The organism is Pseudomonas sp. A125 (genome assembly GCF_055409485.1).
Genome location: NZ_JBUZVP010000008.1, coordinates 57,960 through 82,962, shown reverse-complemented (window position 1 = coordinate 82,962; position 25,003 = coordinate 57,960). Strand labels below are relative to the sequence as shown.

General features: G+C 60.5%; 20 protein-coding genes and 1 pseudogene. 8 read left to right on the top strand and 13 right to left on the bottom strand.

The annotated features are described in order from the left end of the window. Positions 1-206 precede the first annotated feature (206 nt). The 6 genes from ACZRN6_RS12995 to ACZRN6_RS12970 all read left to right on the top strand — a co-directional run bounded on the left by ACZRN6_RS12995 (position 207) and on the right by ACZRN6_RS12970 (position 7,547). Positions 207-911 carry an MtnX-like HAD-IB family phosphatase gene (locus ACZRN6_RS12995; RefSeq protein ID WP_322147218.1) on the top strand — a complete coding sequence of 235 codons (705 nt, stop codon included), beginning with the start codon at positions 207-209 and terminating at the stop codon, positions 909-911. After that, entirely contained in the window at positions 904-2,298 is a 1,395-nt protein-coding gene (locus ACZRN6_RS12990; RefSeq protein WP_464008127.1) for an aspartate aminotransferase family protein, read from the top strand. The genes ACZRN6_RS12995 and ACZRN6_RS12990 overlap by 8 nt, the downstream gene beginning before the upstream one ends. Then, entirely contained in the window at positions 2,295-3,182 is an 888-nt protein-coding gene (locus tag ACZRN6_RS12985) for an alpha/beta hydrolase (RefSeq protein ID WP_322147216.1), read from the top strand. The genes ACZRN6_RS12990 and ACZRN6_RS12985 overlap by 4 nt, the downstream gene beginning before the upstream one ends. 72 nt (positions 3,183-3,254) lie before the next feature. Further along, positions 3,255-4,379, top strand: a complete 1,125-nt coding sequence (locus ACZRN6_RS12980; protein ID WP_464008126.1) for a GNAT family N-acetyltransferase — start codon at positions 3,255-3,257, stop codon at positions 4,377-4,379. After that, entirely contained in the window at positions 4,379-6,160 is a 1,782-nt protein-coding gene (locus ACZRN6_RS12975) for a sensor histidine kinase (protein WP_322147214.1), read from the top strand. The genes ACZRN6_RS12980 and ACZRN6_RS12975 overlap by 1 nt, the downstream gene beginning before the upstream one ends. Further along, positions 6,150-7,547, top strand: a complete 1,398-nt coding sequence (locus ACZRN6_RS12970; protein WP_322147213.1) for a sigma-54-dependent transcriptional regulator — start codon at positions 6,150-6,152, stop codon at positions 7,545-7,547. The genes ACZRN6_RS12975 and ACZRN6_RS12970 overlap by 11 nt, the downstream gene beginning before the upstream one ends. 854 nt (positions 7,548-8,401) lie before the next feature. Here ACZRN6_RS12970 and ACZRN6_RS12965 read toward each other — a convergent pair. From ACZRN6_RS12965 to ACZRN6_RS12930, 8 genes are all read right to left on the bottom strand, one after another. Next, a complete protein-coding gene (locus tag ACZRN6_RS12965; RefSeq protein WP_464008206.1) occupies positions 8,402-8,731 on the bottom strand; it encodes a GlpM family protein in 330 nt (109 codons plus the stop codon). An 18-nt stretch (positions 8,732-8,749) separates the two neighbouring features. After that, positions 8,750-10,090 carry a two-component response regulator AauR gene (gene aauR, locus ACZRN6_RS12960; protein ID WP_322147212.1) on the bottom strand — a complete coding sequence of 447 codons (1,341 nt, stop codon included), beginning with the start codon at positions 10,088-10,090 and terminating at the stop codon, positions 8,750-8,752. Next, positions 10,087-11,988 carry a two-component sensor histidine kinase AauS gene (aauS, locus tag ACZRN6_RS12955; RefSeq protein ID WP_464008125.1) on the bottom strand — a complete coding sequence of 634 codons (1,902 nt, stop codon included), beginning with the start codon at positions 11,986-11,988 and terminating at the stop codon, positions 10,087-10,089. The genes aauR and aauS overlap by 4 nt, the downstream gene beginning before the upstream one ends. Positions 11,989-12,239: 251 nt before the next feature. After that, positions 12,240-12,974, bottom strand: a complete 735-nt coding sequence (locus tag ACZRN6_RS12950) for an amino acid ABC transporter ATP-binding protein (RefSeq protein WP_010170183.1) — start codon at positions 12,972-12,974, stop codon at positions 12,240-12,242. Next, complete coding sequence (locus tag ACZRN6_RS12945; protein WP_046384547.1) at positions 12,971-13,642, bottom strand: amino acid ABC transporter permease; 672 nt, start codon at positions 13,640-13,642, stop codon at positions 12,971-12,973. The genes ACZRN6_RS12950 and ACZRN6_RS12945 overlap by 4 nt, the downstream gene beginning before the upstream one ends. Beyond that, positions 13,642-14,388 carry an amino acid ABC transporter permease gene (locus tag ACZRN6_RS12940; RefSeq protein ID WP_177084729.1) on the bottom strand — a complete coding sequence of 249 codons (747 nt, stop codon included), beginning with the start codon at positions 14,386-14,388 and terminating at the stop codon, positions 13,642-13,644. Before ACZRN6_RS12940 ends, ACZRN6_RS12945 begins: the two co-directional genes overlap by 1 nt. Before the next feature lie 195 nt (positions 14,389-14,583). Beyond that, positions 14,584-15,510, bottom strand: a complete 927-nt coding sequence (locus ACZRN6_RS12935) for a glutamate/aspartate ABC transporter substrate-binding protein (RefSeq protein WP_322147209.1) — start codon at positions 15,508-15,510, stop codon at positions 14,584-14,586. 339 nt (positions 15,511-15,849) lie between these two features. After that, positions 15,850-18,174 (bottom strand): TonB-dependent receptor, encoded by a 2,325-nt coding sequence (locus ACZRN6_RS12930; protein ID WP_464008124.1) that lies wholly within the window; start codon positions 18,172-18,174, stop codon positions 15,850-15,852. A 124-nt stretch (positions 18,175-18,298) separates the two neighbouring features. Between ACZRN6_RS12930 and ACZRN6_RS12925 the strand changes: the two genes are divergently transcribed. Then, entirely contained in the window at positions 18,299-19,021 is a 723-nt protein-coding gene (locus tag ACZRN6_RS12925; RefSeq protein WP_464008123.1) for a tetratricopeptide repeat protein, read from the top strand. 48 nt (positions 19,022-19,069) lie between these two features. Here ACZRN6_RS12925 and glpD read toward each other — a convergent pair whose 3' ends face one another. The 4 genes from glpD to ACZRN6_RS12905 form a co-directional block, all read right to left on the bottom strand. Next, positions 19,070-20,608, bottom strand: a complete 1,539-nt coding sequence (glpD, locus tag ACZRN6_RS12920; RefSeq protein WP_322147204.1) for a glycerol-3-phosphate dehydrogenase — start codon at positions 20,606-20,608, stop codon at positions 19,070-19,072. Between the two features lie 172 nt (positions 20,609-20,780). Beyond that, complete coding sequence (locus ACZRN6_RS12915; RefSeq protein WP_003208723.1) at positions 20,781-21,536, bottom strand: DeoR/GlpR family transcriptional regulator; 756 nt, start codon at positions 21,534-21,536, stop codon at positions 20,781-20,783. A 94-nt stretch (positions 21,537-21,630) separates the two neighbouring features. Next, the gene (gene glpK / locus ACZRN6_RS12910) at positions 21,631-23,136 is read right to left on the bottom strand and encodes a glycerol kinase GlpK (RefSeq protein ID WP_063027424.1); all 1,506 of its coding nucleotides are present in this window, start codon (positions 23,134-23,136) and stop codon (positions 21,631-21,633) included. Positions 23,137-23,217: 81 nt separating this feature from the next. Further along, positions 23,218-24,072 carry an MIP/aquaporin family protein gene (locus ACZRN6_RS12905; protein ID WP_464008122.1) on the bottom strand — a complete coding sequence of 285 codons (855 nt, stop codon included), beginning with the start codon at positions 24,070-24,072 and terminating at the stop codon, positions 23,218-23,220. A 360-nt stretch (positions 24,073-24,432) separates the two neighbouring features. Here ACZRN6_RS12905 and ybaK point away from each other — a divergent pair, with 360 nt between their 5' ends. Beyond that, positions 24,433-24,903 carry a Cys-tRNA(Pro) deacylase gene (gene ybaK, locus ACZRN6_RS12900; protein ID WP_322148741.1) on the top strand — a complete coding sequence of 157 codons (471 nt, stop codon included), beginning with the start codon at positions 24,433-24,435 and terminating at the stop codon, positions 24,901-24,903. A gap of 13 nt (positions 24,904-24,916) precedes the next feature. On the opposite strand, the pseudogene ACZRN6_RS12895 reads toward ybaK, so the two are convergent. After that, positions 24,917-24,997, bottom strand: a pseudogene (locus ACZRN6_RS12895) (outer membrane lipoprotein carrier protein LolA); the annotation flags it as partial. Between the last annotated feature and the right edge of the window lie 6 nt (positions 24,998-25,003).

The following is a 25,003-nucleotide window of genomic DNA, read 5'->3' as shown; positions in this document are numbered from 1 at the left end:
CGCGAACGCCCTTGGCTGCGCAAGCACTCATCTTGTTTGTAGCGAGCTACAAAAATTGTAGCTCCATCGACACATATCCGCCGGCCCCTGCGCCGAACCCCCAGCCCTGCTGGGCTTTGGCCACTTGGCACAATCCCTGCTCTACCCCTCTTAGCAAGCGCAGACAGCGCGCCCCTTCTCAAGCCCTCCAACTCAAGGAAAGGCAGATGATTCACTGGCATATCGTGTGTGACTTCGACGGGACCATCACCCCCACCGATGTCATCGACAACGTCCTCCAACGCTTCGCCGGCCCCGAGTGGGAAACCATCGAACAGGAATGGCTGGACGGGCACATCGGCTCACGCGAATGCCTGAGCCGCCAACTGGCCCTGATCAAGGCCACGCCCAGCGAGTTGCTGGCGTATTTCGACAGCGTTGAGATCGACCCGGACTTCCCGGATTTCGTCGACCACGTGATTGGCCTGGGTGCTTCCATTGAAGTGGTCAGCGATGGCATCGAGCAAGGCATCGCGCGGATCCTGTCGCGCAACTACGTGACCTTGCTGCCGATCCTCGCCAACCGCCTGCGCCAGGTCGACCAGAACAGCTGGCGCATCGACTTCCCGTATTCCAGCGATGCCTGCCGCGCCGCTTCCGGCAACTGCAAGTGCAAGTCCACGCCGGGCAACAAGCGCGTGCTGGTGATCGGCGACGGCAAGTCCGACATGTGCGTGGCCTCTACCGCCGACTTCGTATTTGCCAAGGCCAGCCTGGCCGACTACTGCGAAGCCAACGACATCCCTTACGTGCGGTTCGACACCTTTGCCGAACTGCCTGCATTGCTGGCAAAGCTGCCTCAGGGCATCGCCGCCAACGCCACCTCTTTCAACACGTCTTCCGACAATCAGGAACTCTTCCACCATGTCTGATATCCGCATCGCTACCGCAGAAGACCAGGTTCTTCTGGATAAAGAAGCCAAGTACTGCTCCTACGGCGACACCGTGCACTACATCGACCCGCCGCGCATTTTCAGCCGCTGCGAAGGCTCCTACGTGTGGGATACCGAAGACCAGGCTTACCTCGACCTGCAAATGTGGTACTCGGCCGTCAACTTCGGCTACGCCAACCCGCGCCTGAACAACGCGCTGAAACAGCAGATCGACACCCTGCCGCAAATCGCCAGCCAGTACCTGCACAAAGGCAAGATCGAACTGTCGGAAATGATCGCCGTCGACGCCAAGAACAAGTTTGGCCTGGACGGTCGCGTGCACTTCAACGTGGGCGGTTCGCAGTCCATCGAAGACTCCTTGAAGGTTGTGCGTAACGCCTCCAACGGCAAGAGCCTGATGTTCGCCTTCGAAGGCGGCTACCACGGCCGTACCCTGGGCGCTTCCTCGATCACTTCGAGCTTCCGCTACCGTCGCCGCTACGGCCACTTCGGCGAGCGCGCCAACTTCATCCCGTTCCCGTACCACTTCCGCGGCCCTAAAGGCATGACCAAGGAAGAATACGGCAGCCACTGCGTGCAGCAGTTCGCCCGTCTGTTCGAAACTGAATACAACGGCGTTTGGGACCCAAAAACCAACCAGTGCGAATACGCAGCCTTCTACGTCGAGCCGATCCAGGGCACCGGCGGCTACGTGATCCCGCCGATGAACTTCTACAGCGAGCTCAAGCAGGTCCTCGACCAGCACGGCATCCTGATGGTCGTCGACGAAATCCAGATGGGTTTCTGGCGTACCGGCAAGCTGTGGTCGATCGAACACTTCGACGTCAAGCCGGACGTGATCGTCTTCGGCAAGGCACTGACCAACGGCCTGAACCCGCTGGGCGGCATCTGGGCGCGTGAAGAGCTGATCAACCCGAAGATCTTCCCGCCAGGTTCCACCCACTCCACCTTCGCATCCAACCCGCTGGGTACTGCGGTAGGCCTGGAAATGTTCAAAATGACCAGCGAAGTCGACTACGGCGCGATGGTCATGGCCAAGGGCAAATACTTCCTGGCCGGCCTGCAAGAGCTGCAAAAGCGCTTCCCGATCATCGGCGACGTCGATGGCCTGGGCCTGGCGCTGCGCTGCGAAATCTGCACCGCTGACGGCTTCACCCCGGACAAGGCCACCCTGGACTACATGGTCGATGAAGGCATGAAGGGCGACATGGTGGTGGACGGTCAGAAACTTGGCTTGATCCTCGACGTGGGCGGCTACTACAAGAACGTGATTACCCTGGCCCCGTCGCTGGAAATCACCTACCCGGAAATCGACCTGGGCCTCAAGCTGCTCGAGCAACTGCTTGTGCGAGCGACCAAACGGTGATCGGCCACGAGATCGACCTCGGTGAAGGTGATGCCGGCTTCGTTCTCGGTAGCGGTCCGGTGGGGATCCTGTTGATCCACGGCCTGACGGGCACCCCGACGGAACTCCGTCGGGTGGCCCAGGGCTTGGCCAAGGTCGGTAATTGCACGGTGTACGTGCCGACCCTGGCCGGGCACTGCGGGGACAATAGCGACCTGCAAGCCACCGGCTGGCAGGACTGGTACGAGGGCGTACGCAAGACATTCGTTGGCGTGAAACAGCGCCACGAGCAGGTATTCGTCGGCGGCCTGTCGATGGGCGCGGTGATGTCGATGTACGTGGCGTCGCAGTTCCCGGGCCAGGTCACCGGCTTGCTGATGTACTCCACCACCCTGAAGTACGACGGCTGGAGCATCCACAAGCTGGCGTTCCTGACGCCGTTGCTGATGAAAATTCCGTTCGGCGTACACATTTGCAGCTTCGAGGAAAAACCACCTTACGGCATCAAGAACGAACGCCTGCGGGCGATCGTCGAGCGGCAGATGAAGGAAGGGGAGAGCAGCCAGGCGGGTCTGTTGACCATGGAGGGCATCACCGTGCGCGAGTTGCACCGGATGAACGCCGTGGTGAAAAAACTCATGCCGTCGATCAAGACGCCGGCCCTGGTGCTGCACTCGATCGAAGACGATATCACCAGCCGCTGGAACGCCGATTACGTGGAGCGCCACCTCGGCGGGCCCGTGACCAAGATCCTGCTGGATAACTGCTATCACATGATCACCGTCGACCTGCAATACCGTCGAGTGATCGAGTTGAGCGCCGAGTTTGTCGAACAACACGCCGCCGCTGCAGGAGCGGGCTTGCTCGCGAAGGACGCTAACGAAAACAGCTATTGCCTGGTTTAACGATGTGCTCTTGCGTTCTTCGCGAGCAAGCTCGCTCCTACAGGGAATTGGCCGTGAGCCTAAGGATTTGACGTGATTACCGCCCAAGCCTTTTCGACCATTCGGGCCATCGAACGCAGTGCCTGGAACGACTGTTTTCCCGGTGCCCTGGAGGATTGGGATTATTACGTGGCCGTGGAAAACGCTGCGATTGATGATTTTCAGTGGCGTTACCTGGCCGTGTTTGAGGATGCAACGCTGGTGGCGGTCGCGCCGGCGTTCATCACGCATTATCGGCTCGACACCACGGTGTCGGGCATCGGCAAGCGGTTTACCGAGCGCCTGGAGCGACTGTGGCCGGGTGTTTTGCAGTTGGGCCTGTACGCCATTGGTTCGCCCGTGGCCGAGCAGTGCAATGCGGGGACGGCCAGCCATGTTCCCGTATCGCAACGCCAGGCGCTGCTCCAGCAGTTGCTGATTGCCGCCCGCCAGGATGCCGACGTGTTCGGTATCGGTCTGGTGGCCGTCAAGGATGCACCGACCAGGGATGAGCATTGGTCCAACAGTTGCCAGGCCGCCGGCTTTCAAAGCATGCCCAGCCTGCCGTCGGCATTATTGCCGATCCCTTTCGGTTCAGTGGACGCCTACCTGGGTTCCCTGGGCAAATCCACCCGCAAGGACCTGCGCCGCAAATTGCGCGCGCCGGGCCCACGGGTAGAGTGGCGGCGCAACATCGACGATGTGCTGCCAGACATCATGCGTTTGTACGAAGCCACCCTGATCCGTGCCGAGATGCAGTTTGAGCGGCTGCCCGTGGAGTATTTCACCGGTATCCTCGAACAGTTGGAAGAGCGCGCGGTCTGTGTGCTTTATTGGGTGGACGAGCAACTGGTGGCCTTCAACCTGGTGTTGTTGAACCAGGACCGGTTGATCGACAAGTTTTTTGGGCATGACATCGAGTTCAGCCGCGATTACAACCTGTACTTTCGCAGTTGGCTGACCAACGTCGACTACTGTATTCAGCACGATATTGCGGTGTATGAATGCGGCCAGGCCGGGTACGCCAGCAAGTTGCGGCTGGGCTGTGAGTTTCAGGGCAACAGCATGTTCTTCCGGCATCGCAACTGGCTGGTCAACAGCGTGCTCAAGATAGCGAAAACGTTTTTCCGACCGGATCGATCCGACCCTGCCATGGCTGCTGCGATAAGCGAAACCTGATGATCAACAAGACCCGCCAGACTGCCCGCCCCTTTGCCATTTCGCGTTGGAGCGTCCAGCGCAAGCTGGTGCTGGCGTTTTGGCTGGTCAGCGTGATCCCGACCATGATCGCCGCCGAACTGGCGGCAACCACGTTGTCGCAGATTTTCGACAGCAACGTACGCATCTGGCTGCAGGAGTCGACCAAGATCGTCAAGGACGAGATCGGCGACATCCTCCACGACAACGCCCGGGTCGCCCAACTGTTCCTGCGCTATACCAAGCCCCCGTCTTCTCGCCAGGCGGCCAGGCATGACAAGCTGACCGCCGACATTGCCGCCGCCACCGACATCGATGTGGTAGCGCTGATCCGCAGCAGCGACCACAAGATTGTCTTCAGCACCGCCGCCGACGACGTCGTCAAGCAGATCAGCCTGGCCAGCAACGCCGTGCTGCAGACCGTCCAGGTGGGCGGCGTGAGTACCGGGGTGGTGGTGTCGACCTTTGAAACCAGCGAGGACGGTGTCGACTACCAGTTGTTGGTGGCGACCTACCTGGACAGCAGTTTCCTCACCAGCGTGGCCGATGTGCACTCCCTGGATTTGCGCCTGTACCTGGCAAACCCCACTGGCTTCTCGGAGATTTTCTCGACCCAGCGCTTTGAAGATCACCCGACCAGAATCCCGGCGAAAATCGAAGACGTGTTGCGCAACACCAAGCAGCCCAGCGAGCAGTTCACCAATAATTACAGCGGTTTGTACTGGCCCATCTTCAACGATGCCGGCGAGCTGCAAGGCGTGATTTTCAGCGGCCTGCTGCGCCACACCAGCCTGGTCGGGCTGGTGAACCAGAGCAATCTGTTCGTGCTGATCTTCCTACTCAGCTCGGCATTGTCCCTGGGCGCCGGGATGCTGGTGTCGCAACGCCTGACGCGCCCGCTGCGGGATTTGTCCCAGGGCGTCAGCGCGGTGATCTCCGGTAACTACCAACACCGCGTGGCGGTCAGTGGCGGCGACGAACTGGCGCAACTGAGCAGCACCTTCAACCACATGACAGAGCGTCTGGGCGAATTGCATCACCTGGAAGCGCAACTGCGTCGGCGCGACCGCCTGCATGCCCTGGGCGAGGTTGCAATGGGCCTGGCCCACGAAATTCGCAACCCGCTGGGCATCATCAAGACCGCCACCCAGTTGCTGCACCGGCGCGCCGACCTGCCGGAAACCGACAAGCGCCACCTGGAATACGTGATCAGCGAAGTCAGCCGTATCAACGACCTGATCACCGAGTTTCTCGACTTCGCCAAGCCCAGCGCGCCGTTGCGCACCCTGCAACCGGCGCGGCCACTGGTGGAGGAAATCCTTGGCTTCTGCGGCCCGGAGCTGTCCACCCATAATATCGACGCACAAATCGACGACCAGGCGCCTGGCGCGACGATTTACGCCGATGCCAAGCAGCTCAAGCAGGCGTGCCTCAACCTGATACTCAACGCCATCGACGCGATGCCCGAAGGCGGTCGGCTGACCCTGGGCATCAGCACCGTGGACCACAACACCGTGATCAGCATTGCCGATACCGGCCAGGGCATTCCGGCGGACATGATCGAGCGCATCTTCACGCCATTCGTCACCACCAAGGCCTCGGGCACGGGGTTGGGTCTGGCTAAAGTCTTCTCGATCATGGAAAGTCATGACGGCAGCATCGAATGTGTCAGCGAGAAAGATGCCGGCGCCACCTTCAGCCTGTACATTCCGGCTCAGGGTGACGACGACGACGGCGATGATGAGGATGGTGATGACGCATAACGTATTGGTAGTCGACGACGAACCCAAGCTCTGTGACCTGCTCTCGTCGGCCCTGAGCCAGAGCGGCATCCAGGTGTTCACCGCGGGTAACGGCTTGCACGCGCTCAAGGTGCTGGAGCAGGAAGACATCGACCTGGTGATCAGCGACTGGCGCATGCCTGGCATGGATGGGCCGGCGTTGCTGGCTGAGATTAAGGTGCGCTACCCGCAGTTGCCGGTGATCGTGATGACCGCCTACAGCACCGTGAAAAACGCGGTGCAGTCGATGCGCAACGGCGCCTACGACTACATTGCCAAGCCGTTCGACATCGACGAGCTGGACATCACCGTGGCCAAGGCCCTGCAGTTTCGCGACATCATGCGCGACAACGCGCGAATGCGCGCCGAGCTGGATGAGCATGCACAGTTCGACAGTCTGGTGGGTGACAGCCCGGCGTTTCGCCGGGTGCTGCACGCTGTGGACTCGGTGCGCGACAGCAACGCGACGATCCTGCTGACCGGCGAAAGCGGCACCGGCAAGGAAATGGTCGCCCGCGCCATTCACAAGCATGGCAACCGCGCTGACAAGCCGTTTGTGGCGGTCAACTGCGCGGCGATCCCCGAGGGCTTGCTGGAAAGCGAGATGTTCGGCCACCGCAAGGGTGCCTTTACCGGCGCGGTGGCGGACCGGGTGGGGCGTTTTATGCAGGCGGACAAGGGCACGCTGTTTCTCGATGAAGTGGGGGACATGCCGTTGGCGTTGCAGGCGAAAATCCTGCGGGCCTTGCAGGAGCGGGTGATCGAGCCGGTGGGCGACCCACGCGAGCGCAAGGTGGACGTGCGGGTGATTGCGGCCACCAACAAGAATTTGCTGGATGCGGTGGCGAACAAGGAGTTTCGTGAAGACCTTTACTACCGCCTGAATGTGTTTCCGATTCCGCTGCCGGCGTTGCGTGAGCGGGTGGAAGACATTGCGCCGTTGGCCCGGCACTTTGCCCAGACCTTGAGTGCCACGGCGGGCAAACGCATTACCGGTTTCAGCTCTGAGGCGTTGCAGGCGATGGCGGCGTATTCCTGGCCAGGGAATATTCGTGAGCTGCAAAATTGTGTGGAGCGCGCGACCATTGTCGCGGCGACGCCGGTGATCGAGGATATTGATTTGCCGGCGTATTTGTTTGCTTCGCGACCTGCGCAGGACGGGGTTGGGGTGATACTTGGCGACGGGCCGGGTGTGCCGCAGGATCTGGATGCGGCGCTGGCCGAGGTGGAGAAGGCTTACATCATGGCTGCGTTGCAGGAGAGCAATGGCGTGCAGGCCGCGGCTGCGCAGAAGATCGGGATTTCCGAGCGCAGCTTTTGGTATCGGTTGAAGAAGCTGGGGATTCAGGTGGACAAGATTGTTCGCTAGGGGGTGGTTAGCGGTTGTTTGGGGGGGAGTGTATATCCGTTATTTAGGTAACGGCCGCTTGGGGTTCCGCTCTTACAGCGGGTCACTTTTGAAAAGCGCAAAAGTAACCAAAACGCTCTGCCCCGCCTGTCGGCGCCTCGCCTAGGCTCGGCGTTCCCTCACTCCGGAATTGCTCCGCGGGCCGCCGCGACGGGCCATCCATGGCCCGGCGCGGCTAAACCGGCGTCCTGCCGGTTTACCCGCTCCTCAATCCCTGCGTTCGGCCTCGGGCTGAATGGGGCAGTCAGGTCAAGATCAACAGCAAGATCAAGTGCACGGCGGCCTGAAAGCCGACCTGAGTGTTAAAAGCCAGAGCGAAAGCAGAGCTGCTTTTCTGTAGGAGCTGGCTTGCCGGCGATGCAGGCGACTCGGTCTTTCAGATACACAGAGGCGATGCCATCGCCGGCAAGCCAGCTCCCACATTTGAACCGTGCCCGCCCGCTTTAGCTTTTGATCTGGCTTTTAACACTCAAGCCGGCCTGTAGGCCGCTGTGTTCTTGATCTGCTTGTGATCTTGATCTTAGGCGCCCCGTCAACCACGCTGGCCGAACGCAGGCTTTGGAGCGTGGGTAACCCGGCAGGACGCCGGGTTAGCCGCGCTGGGCCAAGGATGGCCCATCGCGGCGGCCCACGCTCCAAAGCCGGAGTGAGGGCACACCGAGCCTAAGCGAGGTGCCGAGTGGTGGGGCAAGAGCGTTTTGCTTACTTTTGCGCTGTTCAAAAGTGAGCCGCTGTAAGAGCGGAACCATAGGCGGCCATCACCTGAATAACGGATATACACCCCCACCCAGCTCCAAATTTTTGATAGGCGTATGTCAGGCGTGCAGGCGAACCCACACGCTGACCAACACCGTAGCCGCCATCAACCACGCCACTGCCGCCACTGCCAGCGATGCCTCCAGGCGCATCCGGTCGACCATCACGTACAACGTCGCCAGGTACACAAAGTACGGAATAATCGACCACATCCCGAACACGATGGTGGTCTTCAAATCCTCCACCGAGCGACCCTTGCCGACGATGTAATGCGCGATCAACGCGAACGTCGGAAACAGCGGAACCAACCCGGCGATGTAATAACTTTTGGTCTTGGCCAGCGCCGCCAGAATCAGCACCACCCCCGCGCCCAATGCCGCCTTCAACAATAAATCCACAGTGCACTCCTAGTGGCTCAACCCGTATTTCTTGACCTTGTCGAACAGCGTGGTCTTGGCCATCCCCAGTTCCTGGCTCGCCTGGGTCAGGTTGCCGCCGCTGCGTTGCAAGGCATCGTTGAGCAGGTTGCGCTCGAAGGCTTCCACCGCTTCGGTAAAAGCCAGCCCATGGTTGCCGCTGCTGGCGCCGCTCTTCTTGAACGCCGGCAAGCCCAGGGCAAACCGCTCGGCCACGTTGCGCAGTTCACGCACGTTGCCCGGCCAGTCGTGGCTCATGAGGTTGGACAGGGTCTGGTTGTCGAGGTCCGGCGCGGTGCGGTCGAAACGCAGGGACGACTGCTGCAGGAAGTGTTCGAACAGCTGCAGGATGTCTTCACGGCGCTCGCGCAAGGGCGGTAGTTCCAGCGTCACCACATTGAGGCGGTAGTACAGGTCGCTGCGAAACTGGTTGGCGCGGCTCAGGTCGTCAAGGTCGGACTTGGTGGCGGCGATCACCCGGCAATCCACCGCCACGCTCTGGTTCGAGCCCAGGCGTTCCAGGGTGCGTTCCTGCAATACCCGCAGCAGTTTGATCTGCAGGTTCATCGGCATGCTTTCCACTTCGTCGAGGAACAGCGTGCCTTCGTGGGCGTGTTCGATCTTGCCGATGCGGCGTTTGCCGGCGCCGGTAAACGCGTTGGCCTCGTGGCCGAAGATTTCGCTTTCGAACAGGTTTTCTGGCAGGCCACCACAGTTCAAGGCAACGAACTGGTGGGAGTGTCGCCGGCTGAAATCATGCAAGCAGCGGGCGACCAGTTCCTTGCCGGTGCCGGTCTCGCCTTCGATCAGCACGTTGGCCGAGGTATCGGCGACGTTGGCGATCAGTTCCCGCAGGTTCTGCATGGCAGGCGAGCGGCCGATGATCCGGCCTTCCAGCGAGTCGCGCTCGGCCAGTTGCCGGCGCAGCGACCAGACTTCCCGGGCCAGCCCGCGTTGCTCGAGGGCGCGGCGGGCGACGTCCACCAGGCGCTCGGGGGAGAAGGGTTTTTCCATGAAGTCATAGGCGCCGTTGCGCATCGCGCCCACGGCCATGGAGATGTCGCCGTGGCCGGTGATCAGCACCACTGGCAGGCTTTTATCCAACGCCTTGAGCCGGGTCAGCAACTCCAGCCCGTCAATGCCCGGCAGGCGGATATCGCTGATGACAATGCCGGCGAAGTTTTCACCGACGCGGGTCAGGGCTTCTTCGGCGCTGCCTACGCCCACGCTTGGAATGTCTTCCAGGGCGAGGGCTTGCTGGCAGCCGAGCAATACATGGGGGTCGTCTTCGACGATCAGGACGGTCAGGTCGGTGGTTTTTTCTGCGTTCATTTCGACTCGACGTGTTGAGGGCTTGCCAGCGGCAAACTCAGGACAAAGGCAGTACCACCGCCGGCAGGATGCTCGACGGCAAGATTGCCGCCGGTAGCCGCCGCGAGGCTGGCTGAAAGCGTCAGGCCCAGGCCCAGGCCTTGCTCGCCGGGTTTGGTGGTAAAGAACGGTTCGAACAAATGCTTGCGGGTCTCGGTATCAATACCGTGGCCGTTATCGCGCACCCGCAGGCGGTATTTGCCCTCGACGATATCGCCGTCCAGCCACAGTTCGGGTGCCGGTTGCGCTTGCATCGCGTCCAGGGCGTTGCCGATCAGGTTGACCAGGATCTGCTCCAGGCGTGTCTGGTCGATTTGTAACTGCGCGCTGGCGAAGTGGCGGTGCACCGTCAGCGGCAGGGTTTCCAGGCGACTGCCGAGGATCTGCAACGTGGCGTCCACCGCCTTGCCCAGATTGGCTTCGCCCTGGTCATCACCGCGCCGGGCAAAGGAGCGCAGGCTGGCGGTGATACGGCCCATGCGGTCGATCAGCTCGTTGATGGTCTTGAGGTTGGCACTGGCGGTGTCCAGCGCCCCACGCTCAAGGAAGCGCACGGTGTTGCCCGACAGGGTGCGCAAGGCGGCCAGTGGCTGGTTCAATTCGTGGGCAATGCTGGTGGACATCTGGCCGATGGCCGCAAGTTTGCCGGCCTGTACCAGTTCGTCCTGGGCCCGGCGCAGGGTTTCCTCGGCCTGGCGCCGCTCGCGGATCTGGCTTTTGAGCCGTTCGTTGCTGGCCCGCAGGTCGGTGGTGCGTTCGGCAATCCGTCGCTCCAACTGGTTATTGGCTTCCTGCAACGCTTCCCGGGCGGCGAGGCGGGTGGCGATCACCTTGCGCCGCTCGTTCCAGGCGATCAGCAGGAACGCCACCAGGGCGAAGGCCACGGCCACCAGGATACCCTGGTTGATGGCGGCCCGGCGCAGGTCATTCAGTGGGGTGAGCAGGGTGAAGTTCCACGGTGTGTCGTTCAGCGGGCGAGTCTGGGCCAGGAAGCTGACTTCCTTCTCGTCGGCCACCACTTCGGTGTTGGCCGGGAAGGTGAGTTTTTCCGTGCATTCGCTCAGGCGTTCGCGGGCCAGGGGTTGCAGTTCGTTGAGGGTCGCCCAGTAATATTGCAGGCTGCGGGCCAGGCGTTCCTTGGTGTCGTCGCTCAATGGGCGCACGGCCTTGAGGCGCCGGGCCGGGTCGCTGGAGAGGATGATGATGCCGTTCTCGTCACTGACGAAGGCCTCCAGGCGCGCGCGCTGCCAGCGTTCTTCCAGGGCTTCGAGGCGCACCTTGACCACGGCCACGCCGATGATCTTGCCGTGTTCTTCCAGGCCATGGGCCAGGTAGTAGCCAGGTTCGCCGTTGGTGCTGCCGATGCCATAGAACCGGCCGGGCTGGCCGCGCACGGCGTTCTGGAAATAGGAGCGAAAGGACAGGTCTTCACCGAGGTAACTGTCGGCATCGCGCCAGTTGCTGGTGGCCAGTACGCGTCCGGTGGTGTCCATCACATAGATGGCTCGGCTGCGGCTGCGCCGGTTCAGGCCTTCGAGGTAGTCGTTGACCGTGGAGCGGGTGTCAAAATTGGGGTCGGCCAGCAGCTTGGAGACGCTGGTTTCCAGCTCAAGCAGGCTGGGCAGGTACGTGTATTTGCTGATTTCGCTTTCGACGGTACGGGCATGCAGCTCCAACTGGCGCTCGCCGGTCTCGCTGAGGGTGCGGATCCCATAGAACTCACTGATCCAGAAGCCGACGTAACCCAGTCCGATCATCAGCGCGATGATCAGCGGCGGCAGGAACAATTGGCGAATCAGACGAGGCTTCACGGCAAGTGATGGCGGCGCGGCGCGAAAGAGGTTGGGGTCGCATTTCATCACAGATGCCTTGGGTCAACCAGTGTGAGCACGGGCCTGTTCTGGGTGGGTGTGGCCAGGAGCTTGTGTGGTGAGCGGGCTTGCCCCGCGCTGGGCTGCGTAGCTGCCCCAAAACCAGTCAGGGTGATTTGCCTGGAAAAGCGCGATGACCGTATTGGGGCTGCTGCGCAGCCCAGCGCGGGGCAAGCCCGCTCACTACAGTAAGGCTGCTCACCACGGTGAACCCGTCCCACGGGAGGACGAGGTCGCACTTAGTGCTGCAGGATTTTCTCAAGGAAGTGCTGCGCACGCTCGGAGCGGGCGCTGATGTCGCCGAAGAACTCCTCTTTCGGGCAGTCTTCGATGATCTTGCCGGCATCCATGAAGATCACCCGGTCGGCTACCTTGCGGGCGAAACCCATTTCGTGGGTCACGCACATCATGGTCATGCCTTCGTGGGCCAGTTGCACCATCACGTCGAGTACTTCGTTGACCATTTCCGGGTCGAGCGCCGAGGTCGGTTCGTCGAACAGCATGACGATCGGGTCCATCGCCAGCGCACGGGCAATCGCCACACGCTGCTGCTGGCCGCCGGAAAGCTGGCCCGGGTGCTTGTGGGCGTGGGCCGACAAACCCACACGTTCGAGCAGTTGCAGGCCTTTCTTGGTGGCTTCTTCCTTGCTGCGGCCCAACACCTTGATCTGCGCGATGGTCAGGTTTTCGGTAATGGTCAGGTGCGGAAACAGCTCGAAGTGCTGGAACACCATGCCAACGCGCGAGCGCAGTTTCGGCAGGTTGGTCTTCGGGTCGGCAATGGAGGTGCCATCAACCACCACGTCGCCTTTCTGGAACGGTTCCAGGGCGTTGACGCACTTGATCAGGGTGGATTTGCCCGAGCCGGACGGCCCGCACACCACGATCACTTCGCCTTTTTTAACCTCGGTGCTGCAATCGGTCAGCACCTGGAAGTCGCCATACCACTTGTTGATATTCTTGATAGAGATCATACGGCAAACCTTTTTTGCAGACGCTTGACCAGCAGCGAGGCGGAAAAGCTGATGATGAAGTAGACGACACCGGCGAAGATCAGGAACTCATTGGAGCGGCCGATGATGTCGCCGTTGGAGCGGGCGGAGTTGAGGAAGTCCACCAGGCCCACGGTGTAGACCAGCGAGGTGTCCTGGAACAGGATGATCGACTGTTGCAGCAGCAACGGGGTCATCTTGCGGAACGCCTGCGGCAGGATGATCAGGCGCATGGTCTGGCCATAGGTCATGCCCATGGCTTGGGCTGCGGCCATCTGGCCCTTGGGGATCGACTGCACGCCGGCCCGCACGATTTCGCAGAAGTACGCGGCCTCGAACATCATGAAGGCCACGACGCAGGAAGTGAACGCACCGATCGGGGTGTCTTCGCCGGTGATCCAGCGCAGCACGAACGGCACCGCCAGGTAGAACCAGGTGATCACCAGCAGCAGCGGGATCGAGCGGAAGTAGTTCACGTAGGCGCCGGCCAGGCGCGACAGCAGTTTGCTGGACGACAGGCGCATCAGGGCCAGGATGGTCCCCAGCACGATGCCGCCGACCACACCCATGACCATCAACTGCAAGGTCATGACCATGCCGTTCCACAGGCCCGGGATGGCAGGGATGATACCGCTGAAATCGAATTCCATTATTTACCCCCCACGGAGATCAGGCCGGGCACGGCGACTTTCTTCTCGACCACGCGCATCAGCAGCATCAGGCTCATGTTCAAGGTGAAGTAGATCAGCGTGGCCAGGGTGAAGGCCTCGAACAGGTTGGCCGAGAACTCGGCGGTCTGTTTGGTTTGCGCAAGCAACTCCATCAAGCCGATCAGGGACGCCACGGAGGAGTTCTTGAAGACGTTGAGGAATTCGGAGGTAAGCGGGGGAATGATGATGCGGTAGGCCTGGGGCAGCAGCACGTTCCAGTAGATCTGCGGCAGCTTGAAGCCCATGGCGCGCGCGGCGGCTTCCTGGCCACGTGGCAGCGCCTGGATGCCGGTACGTACTTGCTCGCACACCCGGGCGGCGGTGAACAGGCCCAGGCACACGACAACACTCAGGTAGGCCGAGGTGGTCGGGTTGAGGTCTTGTTTGTACCAGTCTTGCAGGTTCTGCGGCAGCATGTCGGGTATCAGGAAATACCAGATGAACAGCTGAACCAGCAGCGGTACGTTGCGAAACAGCTCCACGTAGCAGGTCGCGATGCCCGATACGATGCGGTTTGGCACGGTGCGCATGACGCCGAGTACCGAGCCCAGCAGCAAGGCGATGATCCATGCCACGACGGCGATGGCGATGGTCCAGCCCAGTCCGGAGATGTACCAGTCGAGATAAGTCTCGCTGCCAACGCCGGTGGACTTGAAGAATACGCCCCAGTCCCAGTTGTAATTCATTAGGGTCTCCCCTCGAGATCGATCGATGTACAAGCACCCGCCTGGGGAAGATCCTTTCCCGCCCGGCGGTGAACGCCAGGCACACACGATCGGCTCGAAAACCGCCAGGTCGAGTGTTCCAAAATTAAAGCCAGCAGGTAGTAACAGACGCCTGAGGGAGCGTTGGCTCCCTCAGGACATAAGCGTAGTCAGGTATCAGATTTTTACGTCAGGCGCTGGCTTGTCGCTTGGAGTTGCGATCAGATCCTTTACCTTCTCGCTCATCGGGAAGTTCAGGTTCAGGCCTTTAGGCGGGATCGGGCTCTCGAACCACTTGCTGTAGATCTTGTTGATCTCGCCGGATTTGTACAGGCCGACGATCGCGTCATCCACGGCCTTCTTGAAGGCTGGGTCGTCTTTACGAACCATGCACGCGTAGGCTTCGAAGGACTGTGGAGTACCGGTGATGACCCAGTCGTCCGGCTTCTTGGCCTTGGCTTCTTCGCCAGCCAGCAGGGCGTCGTCCATCATGAAGGCAACGGCGCGGCCGCTTTCCAGCATCTGGAAGGATTCGCCGTGGTCCTTGGCAGAGATGACGTTCATGCCCATCTGCTTGTCGGCGTTCATCGCCTTGATGATGCGCTCGGACGTGGTGCCGGCGGTGGTCACGACGTTCTTGCCTTTCAGGTCAGCGAAATCGCTGTAGGAAGGCTTGCCATCCTTGTCTTTCTTGACCAGCAGACGGGTGCCGATTTCGAAGATATTGATGGTGAAGTCGACCTGCTGGGCGCGTTCGGCGTTGTTGGTGGTGGAGCCGCACTCGATGTCCGCGGTGCCGTTCTGGATCAGCGGGATACGGGTTTGCGAGGTGACCAGGTTGTACTTGGTCTTCAGGTCGGGTTTGTTCAGGTCTTTTTTCAGGGCTTCAACGATGGCCAGCTGAATGTCGTGGGAGTAGCCCACGGGTTTACCCGAACCATCCGCGATGTAGGAAAACGGAATGGAGCTGTCGCGGTGAGCGAGAGTGATTGTGCCGGAGTCGTTGATTTTCTTCAGTGTGCCGGTGAGTTCGGCGGCGAAAACTGGAGTGCTGATCAGAGCAGCAGCGATAGCTGCGCCCAAAATATGGGGAACGATACGCATCAATACTTCCTCGACATTTGTTTTTTTTATGAGACCGATTAGGACGGCCACGTTTTTATATAAACAGTACTGCGAATGCCCATGACGGCTCCTGAGGCGCCTCAGGCAATCGCCTACGAGTGTAGAGCATGAGTCGTGCCAGGCCAGCGATAAAAGGTTAAGCGCATGATTTATATAGAGATTAACTTTATGTTACGGGGGATTGTGTCGCGCCAGATCCGGCAAACCGAATAGGCTGAGGTGTCGTGTTCGGAAAACCGAATGCCGGGCAGCGTTTATAACGCCCATGAAAAAGCCCCGGGAGCGTGGCTCCCAGGGCTGCTTGGTGTGGCTTTTTCGTCAGAACGTATAGTCAGCCGATACAACCGCTGCACGCCCATCGCCGGGCACCGCCCAACCGTTGTTACGGATGCGGGTCAGGTAGTCCTTGTCGAACAGGTTGTTGATGTTCAACTGCAGGTTCAGCTGCTTGTTGACCTTGTAGCCGAGCATCGCGCGCTGTACTGCGTAGCCGGGCGAAGTCGGTGACCCGGCGGCGCTGACTAGGTACTGCTTGGTTTGCGCCGTTATCCCGTAGCCCACCTGGAAGTTGTAGGGCAGGTCATACACCGTCCAGATGCTTGCCGCATGTTTGGGGGTGAAGGTCAGCGGTTCGCCTTTCTGCACGTCGATGCCGGTGGTCGCCAGGGTGTAGTCGCTGGCGCTGCGCAGCACGCGGGTGTTCAGGTAGGTGTAGTTGGCGAAGACTTTCCAGCGGTCGGTGATCTGACCGCTCAGGCCCAGCGCCACACCGTCGGCACGCGCCTTGCCGTCCAGGGTTTGCGTGCCACTCAGGTTGCTCGGGTCGTTATCGGCGACTTTGTAGTTGGTGCGGTCATTGCGAAAGATCGCGCCCGTCAGTGACAGCGCATTGTCGAGCAGGTCCCATTTGGTGCCGATCTCATAGCTGACGGCGGTTTCCGGGGAAACGTCGCAGTTGTTGGTGGCCACGCTCGAGGTTTTGGCCGGGGTGTAGCAACCCCCGTTGACGCTGGCTTGCGACGGCGTCTTGCTGTTGCCATAGGCGATATAGAAGCTGCCATTTTCCACCGGCTTGTAGACCAGCGCCATGCGGTAGGACGTCAGGTCATCTGCCTGGCCATAACGTATGCCGGGGGTTTCCACGCCGGTGCTGGAGTAGGCGTTGGTCACCGAACTGCCGGCGTTGTGCTCGTAACGCAGGCCGCCATTGATTTCCCATTGCGGGTTGAGCTTGAGCGTGTCGAAGGCATAGGCGGCGCGGTTGTTCAGCGCGCCATCGATGTGGGCGGCACGGGTGAAGTTGACCGGCCCCGTCCAGTCCGAGTTCGGATCGCTGTAGCTGACTGGTGGCGGGACTATCGTGCTGCCGTTGGCATTGGTCAGCCATTTGCCGGTATCCGCCTCGTACTCCTCGCGGCTGATGGAGATGCCGGTCACCAGCGTGTGGTCGATGAAACCGGTGCTGAAGTGGCTGGTGACGTCGGTCTGGTTGGTGAACATTTTGTTCTGGGTATTGCGCTCATTGCCCAACGAACCACCGCTTGGCTGGAAATAGCCCGGTTTGAGGCCTGCTGCGCAGGGAGCGCCCGTTATCTGGGTGCCACTGGCCAGGCAACCGGTCAGTGCACCTTCGGGGCCGGAAGCGCGCAGGTCCTGGCGAACGCGCTCGACGCGGGTGAAGTTGCGCACGGACACGGCGTCGTTGAAGTCGTGTTCGAGCTTCAGGCTGAACGAGTCCGACGTGATCTGCTGGTCATTGATGTTGTGGTAGCCGTAGTAATCGCTCCAGCCCACACCAGGCATCGGCTTGCCGTTGTAGATCGGGATGCCGTATTGCGGCGTGTTGTTGTCTTTCTGGTGCTCATAACTGACGGTTACGCGGGTTGGCGTGCCCAGGCCAAAGGCAATGGAAGGCGCGATGCCCCAGCGTTCGTAATCTTCATAATCGCGACCGGGCACATCGTTACCATGGGCCATCAGGTTCAGGCGAAACGCCGTGGTGTCGTTGAACGTCTGGTTGGTGTCCAGAGTGGTGCGCTTGTAGTTATCGGTGCCGATGCCGGCACTGAGGGTGGTTTTGTCGCGCAGCTCTGGTTGCTTGCTCACCAGGTTGATGGTGCCACCGACCGCGCCGGAACCTGAGTACACCGAACTCGCACCGCTGACGACTTCGACCTGTTCCAGGTTGAACGGGTCGGTGCGGCTGTATTGCGCGCTGTCGCGTACGCCGTCCACGTAGATGTCGCCGCTGGCGGAGAAGCCACGCAGGTTGATGCTGTCGCCGTAGCCGCTGCCGCCTTCGCCAGCACCGAAGGTAATGCCCGGCACGGTACTGAGCACATCGCGCAGGGTCAGCAGGTTCTGGTCATGAATGACTTCCTTGGGCACCACCGTGATGGTCTGCGGCGTGTCGCGCAGTGCCTCGGTGTACTTGGGGGATGAAGGAGCCACAGGGTTGTAGACGCTCTGGCTCGGCGCCTGGCCTTCGATGCTGGTCGCGCCGAGCTGAATGACGCCTGTGGTGTCGTCTGGTGCGGCGTCCGCCGCATAACTGAATCCTCCTTGCGCAGCCACTGCCAAGCCCACTGCCGACGCGAGCAAATGCCGCGATGAAAGGGGGGCAGAACTGATCCCGGTAGCCATTGAGTAATCTCTTGTGGGTGTTAGTGAGATGCGATCGTAATTGATAAGCGATCTCAAATGTAATACTTTGTAACCAAATAATTCATGAAACTTTTGCGATCCTTGATCTCCACGTGGGGCACCAATGCAGCGTGCACAACCAGGCAGCGAGCCGTCTGATATCGGTAATAACCCGCGTGCCTATGTGCGCTGGGTGATGCATGCCGCTCAATTGGGTGATGCGGATGCACAGGCGACCCTGGCCCAGTTGCTGCTTGACGGTCGTGGCGTGCAGAAGGATGAGGCGCTGGCGTTGAGCTGGTTTCGCATCGCCGCCCGGCAGCGTCACCCGATGGCGATCAACATGATCGGACGTTGCCTTGAGAACGGGTGGGGCTGCGAAATCGACTTGGGCGATGCCGCGCAGCATTACCGCAAGGCTGCCGATCTGGGCCTGGAATGGGGCTTGTATAACTACGGCCAGTTGCTCACACGGGGCCGCGGCGTGGAGCGCGATCTTGGCGCGGCGTATGAGTTGTTCCGCCAGGCCGCGGCCAAGGGCCACGCCAAGTCGATGAACCTGCTGGGACGGTTCCACCATGAAGGCGTTGTGGTGCCCAGGGATGTTCAACTGGCGCGGCAGTGGTATCAGCGTTCAGCCGAGGCCGGAGACTTTCGTGGGCAATACAACCATGCCTCGGAGCTGGCTGAAGACGGCGACGAGGCGCAGGCCTGCCTTTGGCTGGAACGGGCGCTTGCGACGGCTACACCGGGGTTTCTCCACGCGGCTTATCCAGTGTTGCTGGGCTCTGCCTTCTCCGGGATTCGTGATATGGGCCTGCGTTATCAGCGTCATCTTGAGGCATGAAAAAGCCCCTGGACCTTTCGGTGCAGGGGCTTTTTTACAACAGGGCAATCAGGCGGCTTCGATCTTGCCGCGATTGTGCTCAACCTTCGACAGGTAACGCTGTACGTTTTCCTGTTCTTGCGGGGTGGTGAACAGCCCCAGCTTGCTGCGGCGCCACAGGATATCGTGGGGCTGCGTGGCCCATTCCTCGGCGCACAGGTAGTCGACTTCACGGGTGTACAGGCCGCCACCGAGGTGCTCGCCCATGTCGGCCAGCGACTGCACGCCTTCCAGCAGGCGCCAGGTGCGGCTGCCATAGGTGGTGGACCAGCGACGGGCAATCTCGCTCGGCACCCAGTCATGCTTGCTGCGAATCGCATCGGCCAGGGCCTCTGGCGTGCTCATGTTTTCGCCGCCGGGCAGGGTGGCCGTGGCGGTCCAGCTTGGGCGCATCTGCGTGAAGTACGGCGCCAGTTGTGCCATCGCCGACTCGGCCAGCTTGCGGTAGGTGGTCAACTTGCCGCCGAACACCGACAGCAACGGCGCCTCGCCCGAGGTGCCGGACAGCGCCAGGGTGTAGTCGCGGGTCACGGCCGACGGGTTGTCGGATTCGTCGTTGCACAGCGGGCGCACGCCGGAATAGGTGTGCACGATGTCATCGCGGCTCAACTGTTTCTTGAAATGCGCGTTGACCACGTTGAGCATGTAGTCGGTCTCACCTTCGGTAATCGCCACTTTCGCCGGGTCGCCGGTGTATTCGCGGTCGGTGGTGCCGATGATGGTCAGGTGATTCAGGTACGGAATGGTGAAGACGATGCGCTGGTCTTCGTTCTGCAGGATGTGCGCGTGGGCGCCTTCGTACAGCTTCGGCACGATCAGGTGGCTGCCCTGGATCAGACGGATGCCGTAGGGCGAATCCAGCTTCAAGTCATCCTTGATGAACTTGGCCACCCACGGGCCGGCGGCGTTCACCAGCGCACGGGCGCGGATCGAGAACAGGCTGCCGTCGGCACGTTCCATGTTCATTTCCCACAGGCCTTTGCTGCGGTGCGCGCTGACGCAACGGGTCTGGGTGTGGATATGCGCACCCTTTTCCCGCGCAGCCATGGCGTTGAGTACGACAAGGCGAGCGTCGTCGACCCAGCAGTCGGAGTATTCGAAGCCTTTGGTGATTTCGCTTTTCAGCGGGCTGTCGGGGCCGAACTTGAGACTCTTGGATCCTTCGAGTTTTTCCCGCTTGCCCAGGTGGTCATACAGGAACAGGCCGGCGCGAATCATCCACGCCGGGCGCAGGTGCGGGCGGTGTGGCAGTACAAAGCGCATCTGCTTGACGATGTGCGGGGCCTTGGCCAGCAGCACTTCACGTTCAGCCAGGGCTTCGCGCACCAGGCGGAATTCGTAATGTTCCAGGTAGCGCAGGCCGCCGTGGATCAGTTTGCTGCTGGCGGAAGAGGTATGGCTGGCCAGGTCGTCCTTTTCACAAAGGAATACCGACAAACCGCGCCCGGCTGCGTCTGCTGCGATGCCGACGCCGTTGATCCCGCCACCGATAACGGCAACGTCATAGACTTCGGCAAGCGGTGGGGCAGGCAAGGTAGAAGGGTTCATCGGCTGGCCTCGCAATCTTTTCGTATTGGAATTCGAACATAAATGTTCATTTGCGAAAATGGTAGCGTATAAGCGCAGGCACAGCCAGCCCGCTTCGATTGAAAATACTGATCGAAGGGCGAAGAAAGGAAAATATGTGAACATCAGGGGGCGGAACACCCCCTGTATAGGCTTACACCACTTCCAGCCGAATCTTGTGCTGATTCAACAGTTGCACCAGCGCCGGAACCGGCTGCTGATCGGTGACTAAACAATCAATCAAACTGATAGGTCCCAGGCGAATCATGGCGTTGCGCCCGAATTTGCTGGAGTCCGCCGCCAGGATTACCTTGCGCGCGTTGGCAATGATCGCTTGGGAAACCCGCACTTCCTGGTAATCGAAATCCAGCAGGCTGCCGTCTTCATCGATGCCGCTGATGCCCACCAAGGCGAAATCGACCTTGAACTGGTTGATAAAGTCGACGCTGGCCTGGCCCACCACGCCACCGTCACGGCGCACGTTGCCGCCGGTCAGGAGTACGTCGAAGTCGTCTTTGGCACTGAGCATCATGGCGACGTTGAGGTTATTGGTGATGATTTTCAGGTGGCTGTGGTTCAGCAGCGCACGGGCGATCGATTCGGTGGTGGTGCCGATATTGATGAACAGCGAGGCGTGATCGGGGATTTGCGCGGCGATGGCTTCGCCGATGCGCTGTTTCTCGTCGCGCATCTGGTCGGCACGCATCGCGTACGCGGTGTTTTCAACGCTTGAGTCGTAGGCTGCGCCGCCATGGTAGCGGCGCAACAGATTGGCTTCCGCCAGTTGATTGATATCACGGCGGATGGTTTGCGGGGTGACAACGAAGAGCTGCGCCATTTCCTCGATACTCACATAGCCGCGTTCGCGAACCAGTTCGAGGATTTGTTGCTGGCGGGGAGGCAGATTCATGGTGCGTCCTTTGGGCTGCCGTAAAAAGTGGCCCATGATGACGCAGGAATCTGCTCCCTGCCAGTTACAACCCTATGTGGGTCCGGCGCTTGGCTTATTCAGCGCCTTCGTGGGGTTCCCAGTCGCGGGTGCGGCTGACCGCTTTTTGCCAGCCGGCGTAGAGTTTCTCTTTCGCCGCCTCTTCCAGTTGCGGTTCGAATTGACGCTCGATCACCGCCTTGCCGCGCAGTTCGTCCAGGCTGCCCCAGAAACCGCACGCCAGGCCCGCCAGGTAGGCGGCGCCCAACGCGGTGGTTTCGCGCATTTGCGGGCGCTCAACCTGAGTGCCGAGGATGTCGGCCTGGAACTGCATCAGGAAGTTGTTGGCGACCGCGCCACCGTCTACCCGCAGGGATTTGAGGCGTTCGCCGGAATCCTGCTGCATGGCATCGAGTACGTCGCGGGTCTGGTAGGCAATCGACTCCAGGGCTGCACGAATGATGTGGTCCACGCGTACGCCACGGGTCAGGCCGAACAGTGCGCCACGGGCATACGGGTCCCAGTACGGAGCGCCCAGGCCGGTGAAGGCTGGCACCAGGTACACGCCGTTGCTGTCCTTGACCTTGCCGGCGAAGTATTCGGTGTCGGTGGCATCGGCGATGATCTTCAACTCGTCACGCAGCCATTGCACGGTGGAGCCGCCGTTGAACACGGCGCCTTCCAGGGCGTAGGCCACTTCGCCACGCGGGCCGCAGGCGATGGTGGTGAGCATGCCGTGCTTGGATTTCACCGCCTTGTCGCCGGTGTTCATCAGCAGGAAGCAGCCGGTGCCGTAGGTGTTTTTCGCCTGGCCCGGTTCTACGCACATTTGGCCAAACAGCGCCGCCTGCTGGTCACCGGCGATACCGCCGATGGCGATGCCGCTTTTGGTGCGGCCGTAGATTTCCGAGGAAGACTTCACTTCCGGCAGCATTTCGCGCGGCACGTCGAGAATCTCCAGCATCTTCGAATCCCACTCCAGCGTGTGGATGTTGAAGAGCATGGTGCGCGAGGCGTTGGTGTAATCGGTGACGTGGGTCTTGCCGCCGGTAAATTTCCAGATCAACCAGCTGTCGATAGTGCCGAACAGCAGCTCGCCGTTACGCGCACGTTCGCGGCTGCCTTCGACATTGTCGAGGATCCACTTGAGCTTGGTGCCGGAGAAGTACGGGTCGGTCACCAGGCCGGTGGTGTCGTTGATGTATTGCTCGTGGCCGTCGCGTTTGAGCTGCTGGCAGATCTCGGTGCTGCGGCGGCATTGCCAGACGATCGCGTTGTAGATCGGGCGGCCGGTGATTTTGTCCCAGACCACGGTGGTTTCACGCTGGTTGGTTATACCGATGGCCGCGACCTGGTCATGGTGCAGGCCGGCTTGTGCCAGGGCCTCGACCATCACCGCGCTCTGGGTGGCGAAAATTTCCATCGGGTCATGTTCGACCCAGCCGGCTTGCGGGTAATGCTGGGTGAATTCACGCTGGGCGGTGCAGACCACATTGGCGTCACGATCAAAGATAATCGCCCGGGAACTGGTGGTGCCCTGATCGAGGGCAATGATGTAGTTCTTATTCTGAATGTCGGTCATGTCGATTGCCTTGGACGGAGAATAGGGGAGTCAAGTAAACAGCCTGGGCGGCAAAGGGGCAGTACGGCCCAGGCTATCGCATCAGGAAGTACGGGTTTTGCCGGTGGCGGCACCTTCGGTTGCATCAGTTGTAGCAGCTGCGGCGCTGGGCAGGTGACGGGCAATCAGCCCGCGATACGCTGCTGCACCGAGGCAGGCGCCGACGATCGGCGCAAAGATCGGAATCAGGAAATAAGGAATGTCGCGCCCGCCGGTGAAGGCCATTTCACCCCAACCGGCGAAAAAGGTCATCAGCTTGGGGCCGAAGTCACGGGCCGGGTTCATCGCAAACCCGGTCAGCGGGCCCATGGCGCTGCCAATCACGGCGATCAGCAAACCAATCAGCAGCGGCGCCAACGGGCCACGCGGCAGGCCGTTGTTATCGTCGGTCAGGGCCATGATCACACCCATTAGGATCGCGGTGATAACCATCTCCACCAGGAACGCCTGGGCTGTGCCCAGCAGCGGATGCGGGTAGGTGGAGAACACCGACGCCAATTCCAGGCTGGCCTGGGTGCCGCGAATCATGTGGTGGGTTTGTTCGTAATCGAAAAACAGGTTGCTGTAGAGCGTGTAAACCAACGCGGCCGAGCAGAAGGCGCCGGCGACTTGGGCAATGATGTAGAACGGCAGTTTGCGCTTTTCGAAATCGGCAAAAATACACAGGGCAATACTGACGGCCGGGTTGAGGTGAGCCCCGGAAATGCCGGCGCTCAGGTAGATCGCCATGCTGACGCCGATCCCCCAGATGATACTGATTTCCCACAAGCCAAAGCTGGCGCCCGCGACCTTGAGCGCAGCAACACATCCGGTACCGAAGAAGATCAGCAACGCAGTACCCAGGAACTCGGCCATGCATTGGCTTGAAAGTGAAGGCTGTTGACGAGCAGTTGTCATGGAAAACCTCTGTTTTTGTTGTTGTCTGGCGTTTTGCCTCAATGGGCAAGCGGCGATTTTCACCACAGCGAGGATCCCCATCTTCGTCGCGGCTTACTGCTGTGAATCTGGAGGTGTATTCCTACAGTATTCGTAAACGAAAAAATATAGACAAGAATGACGGCTGTCAAAGGTCGAAAGTGAACGGTCGGTCATTTTGTAATTATTGGTGTGGTGAATGATCGTGGCGTGGGCACCTTGAGTGGCTGGCGAGGGCAGCGCGCAGGTACGGCAGAGGGCTTCGGACTAGAGCCTTTTGCCGCGTGTTGGCCTAGAATTGGCCATCTGTTTTTTCACCTTTTTGCCAAGCCTGGAGCCTGCATGACGCCCGCATTGGACCTGTTGAAAAAAGTTCGCGCCGAACATCGAATCCACAGTTACGAACATGATCCCAAGGCCGCGTCCTATGGTCTGGAGGCCGCGGAAAAATTGGGGCTTGATCCGACGCAGGTGTTCAAGACCCTGCTGGTCAGCAGTGAAAAAGCAGAACTGCTGGTGGCGGTTGTGCCGGTCGTCGGAAGTTTGGATTTAAAAGCGCTGGCGCAGGCGGCCGGAGTGAAAAAAGTCGAGATGGCTGACCCGGCTGCGGCGCAGCGCGCGACGGGTTACTTGCTGGGAGGTATCAGCCCGCTGGGGCAGAAGAAACGCCTGCGCACTTTTGTCGACGTGACCGCGCAGTCGTTTCCGACGATTTTTATCAGTGCCGGCAGAAGGGGGCTTGAGGTGGAGTTGGCAGCGGCCGTGCTGGCTGAACACACCCAGGCCAAATTCGCGGAAATTGGCCGGGCGTGAGGCTTTCTTTATGAGCGAGCTTGCTCGCGAAAAACTTGAGGGCGCCGCGTAGATTCAGGGTGCCAGCGTCATGGTTAACGACTTTCGCGAGCAGGCTCGC

Bases quoted from the DNA above. Each gene is read 5' to 3' on its own strand.
- ACZRN6_RS12935 (WP_322147209.1), bottom strand. From the start codon at position 15,510: ATGCGTATCGTTCCCCATATTTTGGGCGCAGCTATCGCTGCTGCTCTG.
- ACZRN6_RS12915 (WP_003208723.1), bottom strand. From the start codon at position 21,536: ATGAATCTGCCTCCCCGCCAGCAACAAATCCTCGAACTGGTTCGCGAA.
- ACZRN6_RS12975 (WP_322147214.1), top strand. From the start codon at position 4,379: ATGATCAACAAGACCCGCCAGACTGCCCGCCCCTTTGCCATTTCGCGT.
- ACZRN6_RS12905 (WP_464008122.1), bottom strand. From the start codon at position 24,072: ATGACAACTGCTCGTCAACAGCCTTCACTTTCAAGCCAATGCATGGCC.
- ACZRN6_RS12995 (WP_322147218.1), top strand. From the start codon at position 207: ATGATTCACTGGCATATCGTGTGTGACTTCGACGGGACCATCACCCCC.
- ACZRN6_RS12945 (WP_046384547.1), bottom strand. From the start codon at position 13,642: ATGGAATTCGATTTCAGCGGTATCATCCCTGCCATCCCGGGCCTGTGG.
- glpD (WP_322147204.1), bottom strand. From the start codon at position 20,608: ATGAACCCTTCTACCTTGCCTGCCCCACCGCTTGCCGAAGTCTATGAC.
- aauS (WP_464008125.1), bottom strand. From the start codon at position 11,988: ATGAAATGCGACCCCAACCTCTTTCGCGCCGCGCCGCCATCACTTGCC.
- ACZRN6_RS12950 (WP_010170183.1), bottom strand. From the start codon at position 12,974: ATGATCTCTATCAAGAATATCAACAAGTGGTATGGCGACTTCCAGGTG.
- ACZRN6_RS12930 (WP_464008124.1), bottom strand. From the start codon at position 18,174: ATGGCTACCGGGATCAGTTCTGCCCCCCTTTCATCGCGGCATTTGCTC.
- ybaK (WP_322148741.1), top strand. From the start codon at position 24,433: ATGACGCCCGCATTGGACCTGTTGAAAAAAGTTCGCGCCGAACATCGA.
- glpK (WP_063027424.1), bottom strand. From the start codon at position 23,136: ATGACCGACATTCAGAATAAGAACTACATCATTGCCCTCGATCAGGGC.
- ACZRN6_RS12940 (WP_177084729.1), bottom strand. From the start codon at position 14,388: ATGAATTACAACTGGGACTGGGGCGTATTCTTCAAGTCCACCGGCGTT.
- ACZRN6_RS12925 (WP_464008123.1), top strand. From the start codon at position 18,299: ATGCAGCGTGCACAACCAGGCAGCGAGCCGTCTGATATCGGTAATAAC.
- ACZRN6_RS12990 (WP_464008127.1), top strand. From the start codon at position 904: ATGTCTGATATCCGCATCGCTACCGCAGAAGACCAGGTTCTTCTGGAT.
- ACZRN6_RS12970 (WP_322147213.1), top strand. From the start codon at position 6,150: ATGACGCATAACGTATTGGTAGTCGACGACGAACCCAAGCTCTGTGAC.
- aauR (WP_322147212.1), bottom strand. From the start codon at position 10,090: ATGAACGCAGAAAAAACCACCGACCTGACCGTCCTGATCGTCGAAGAC.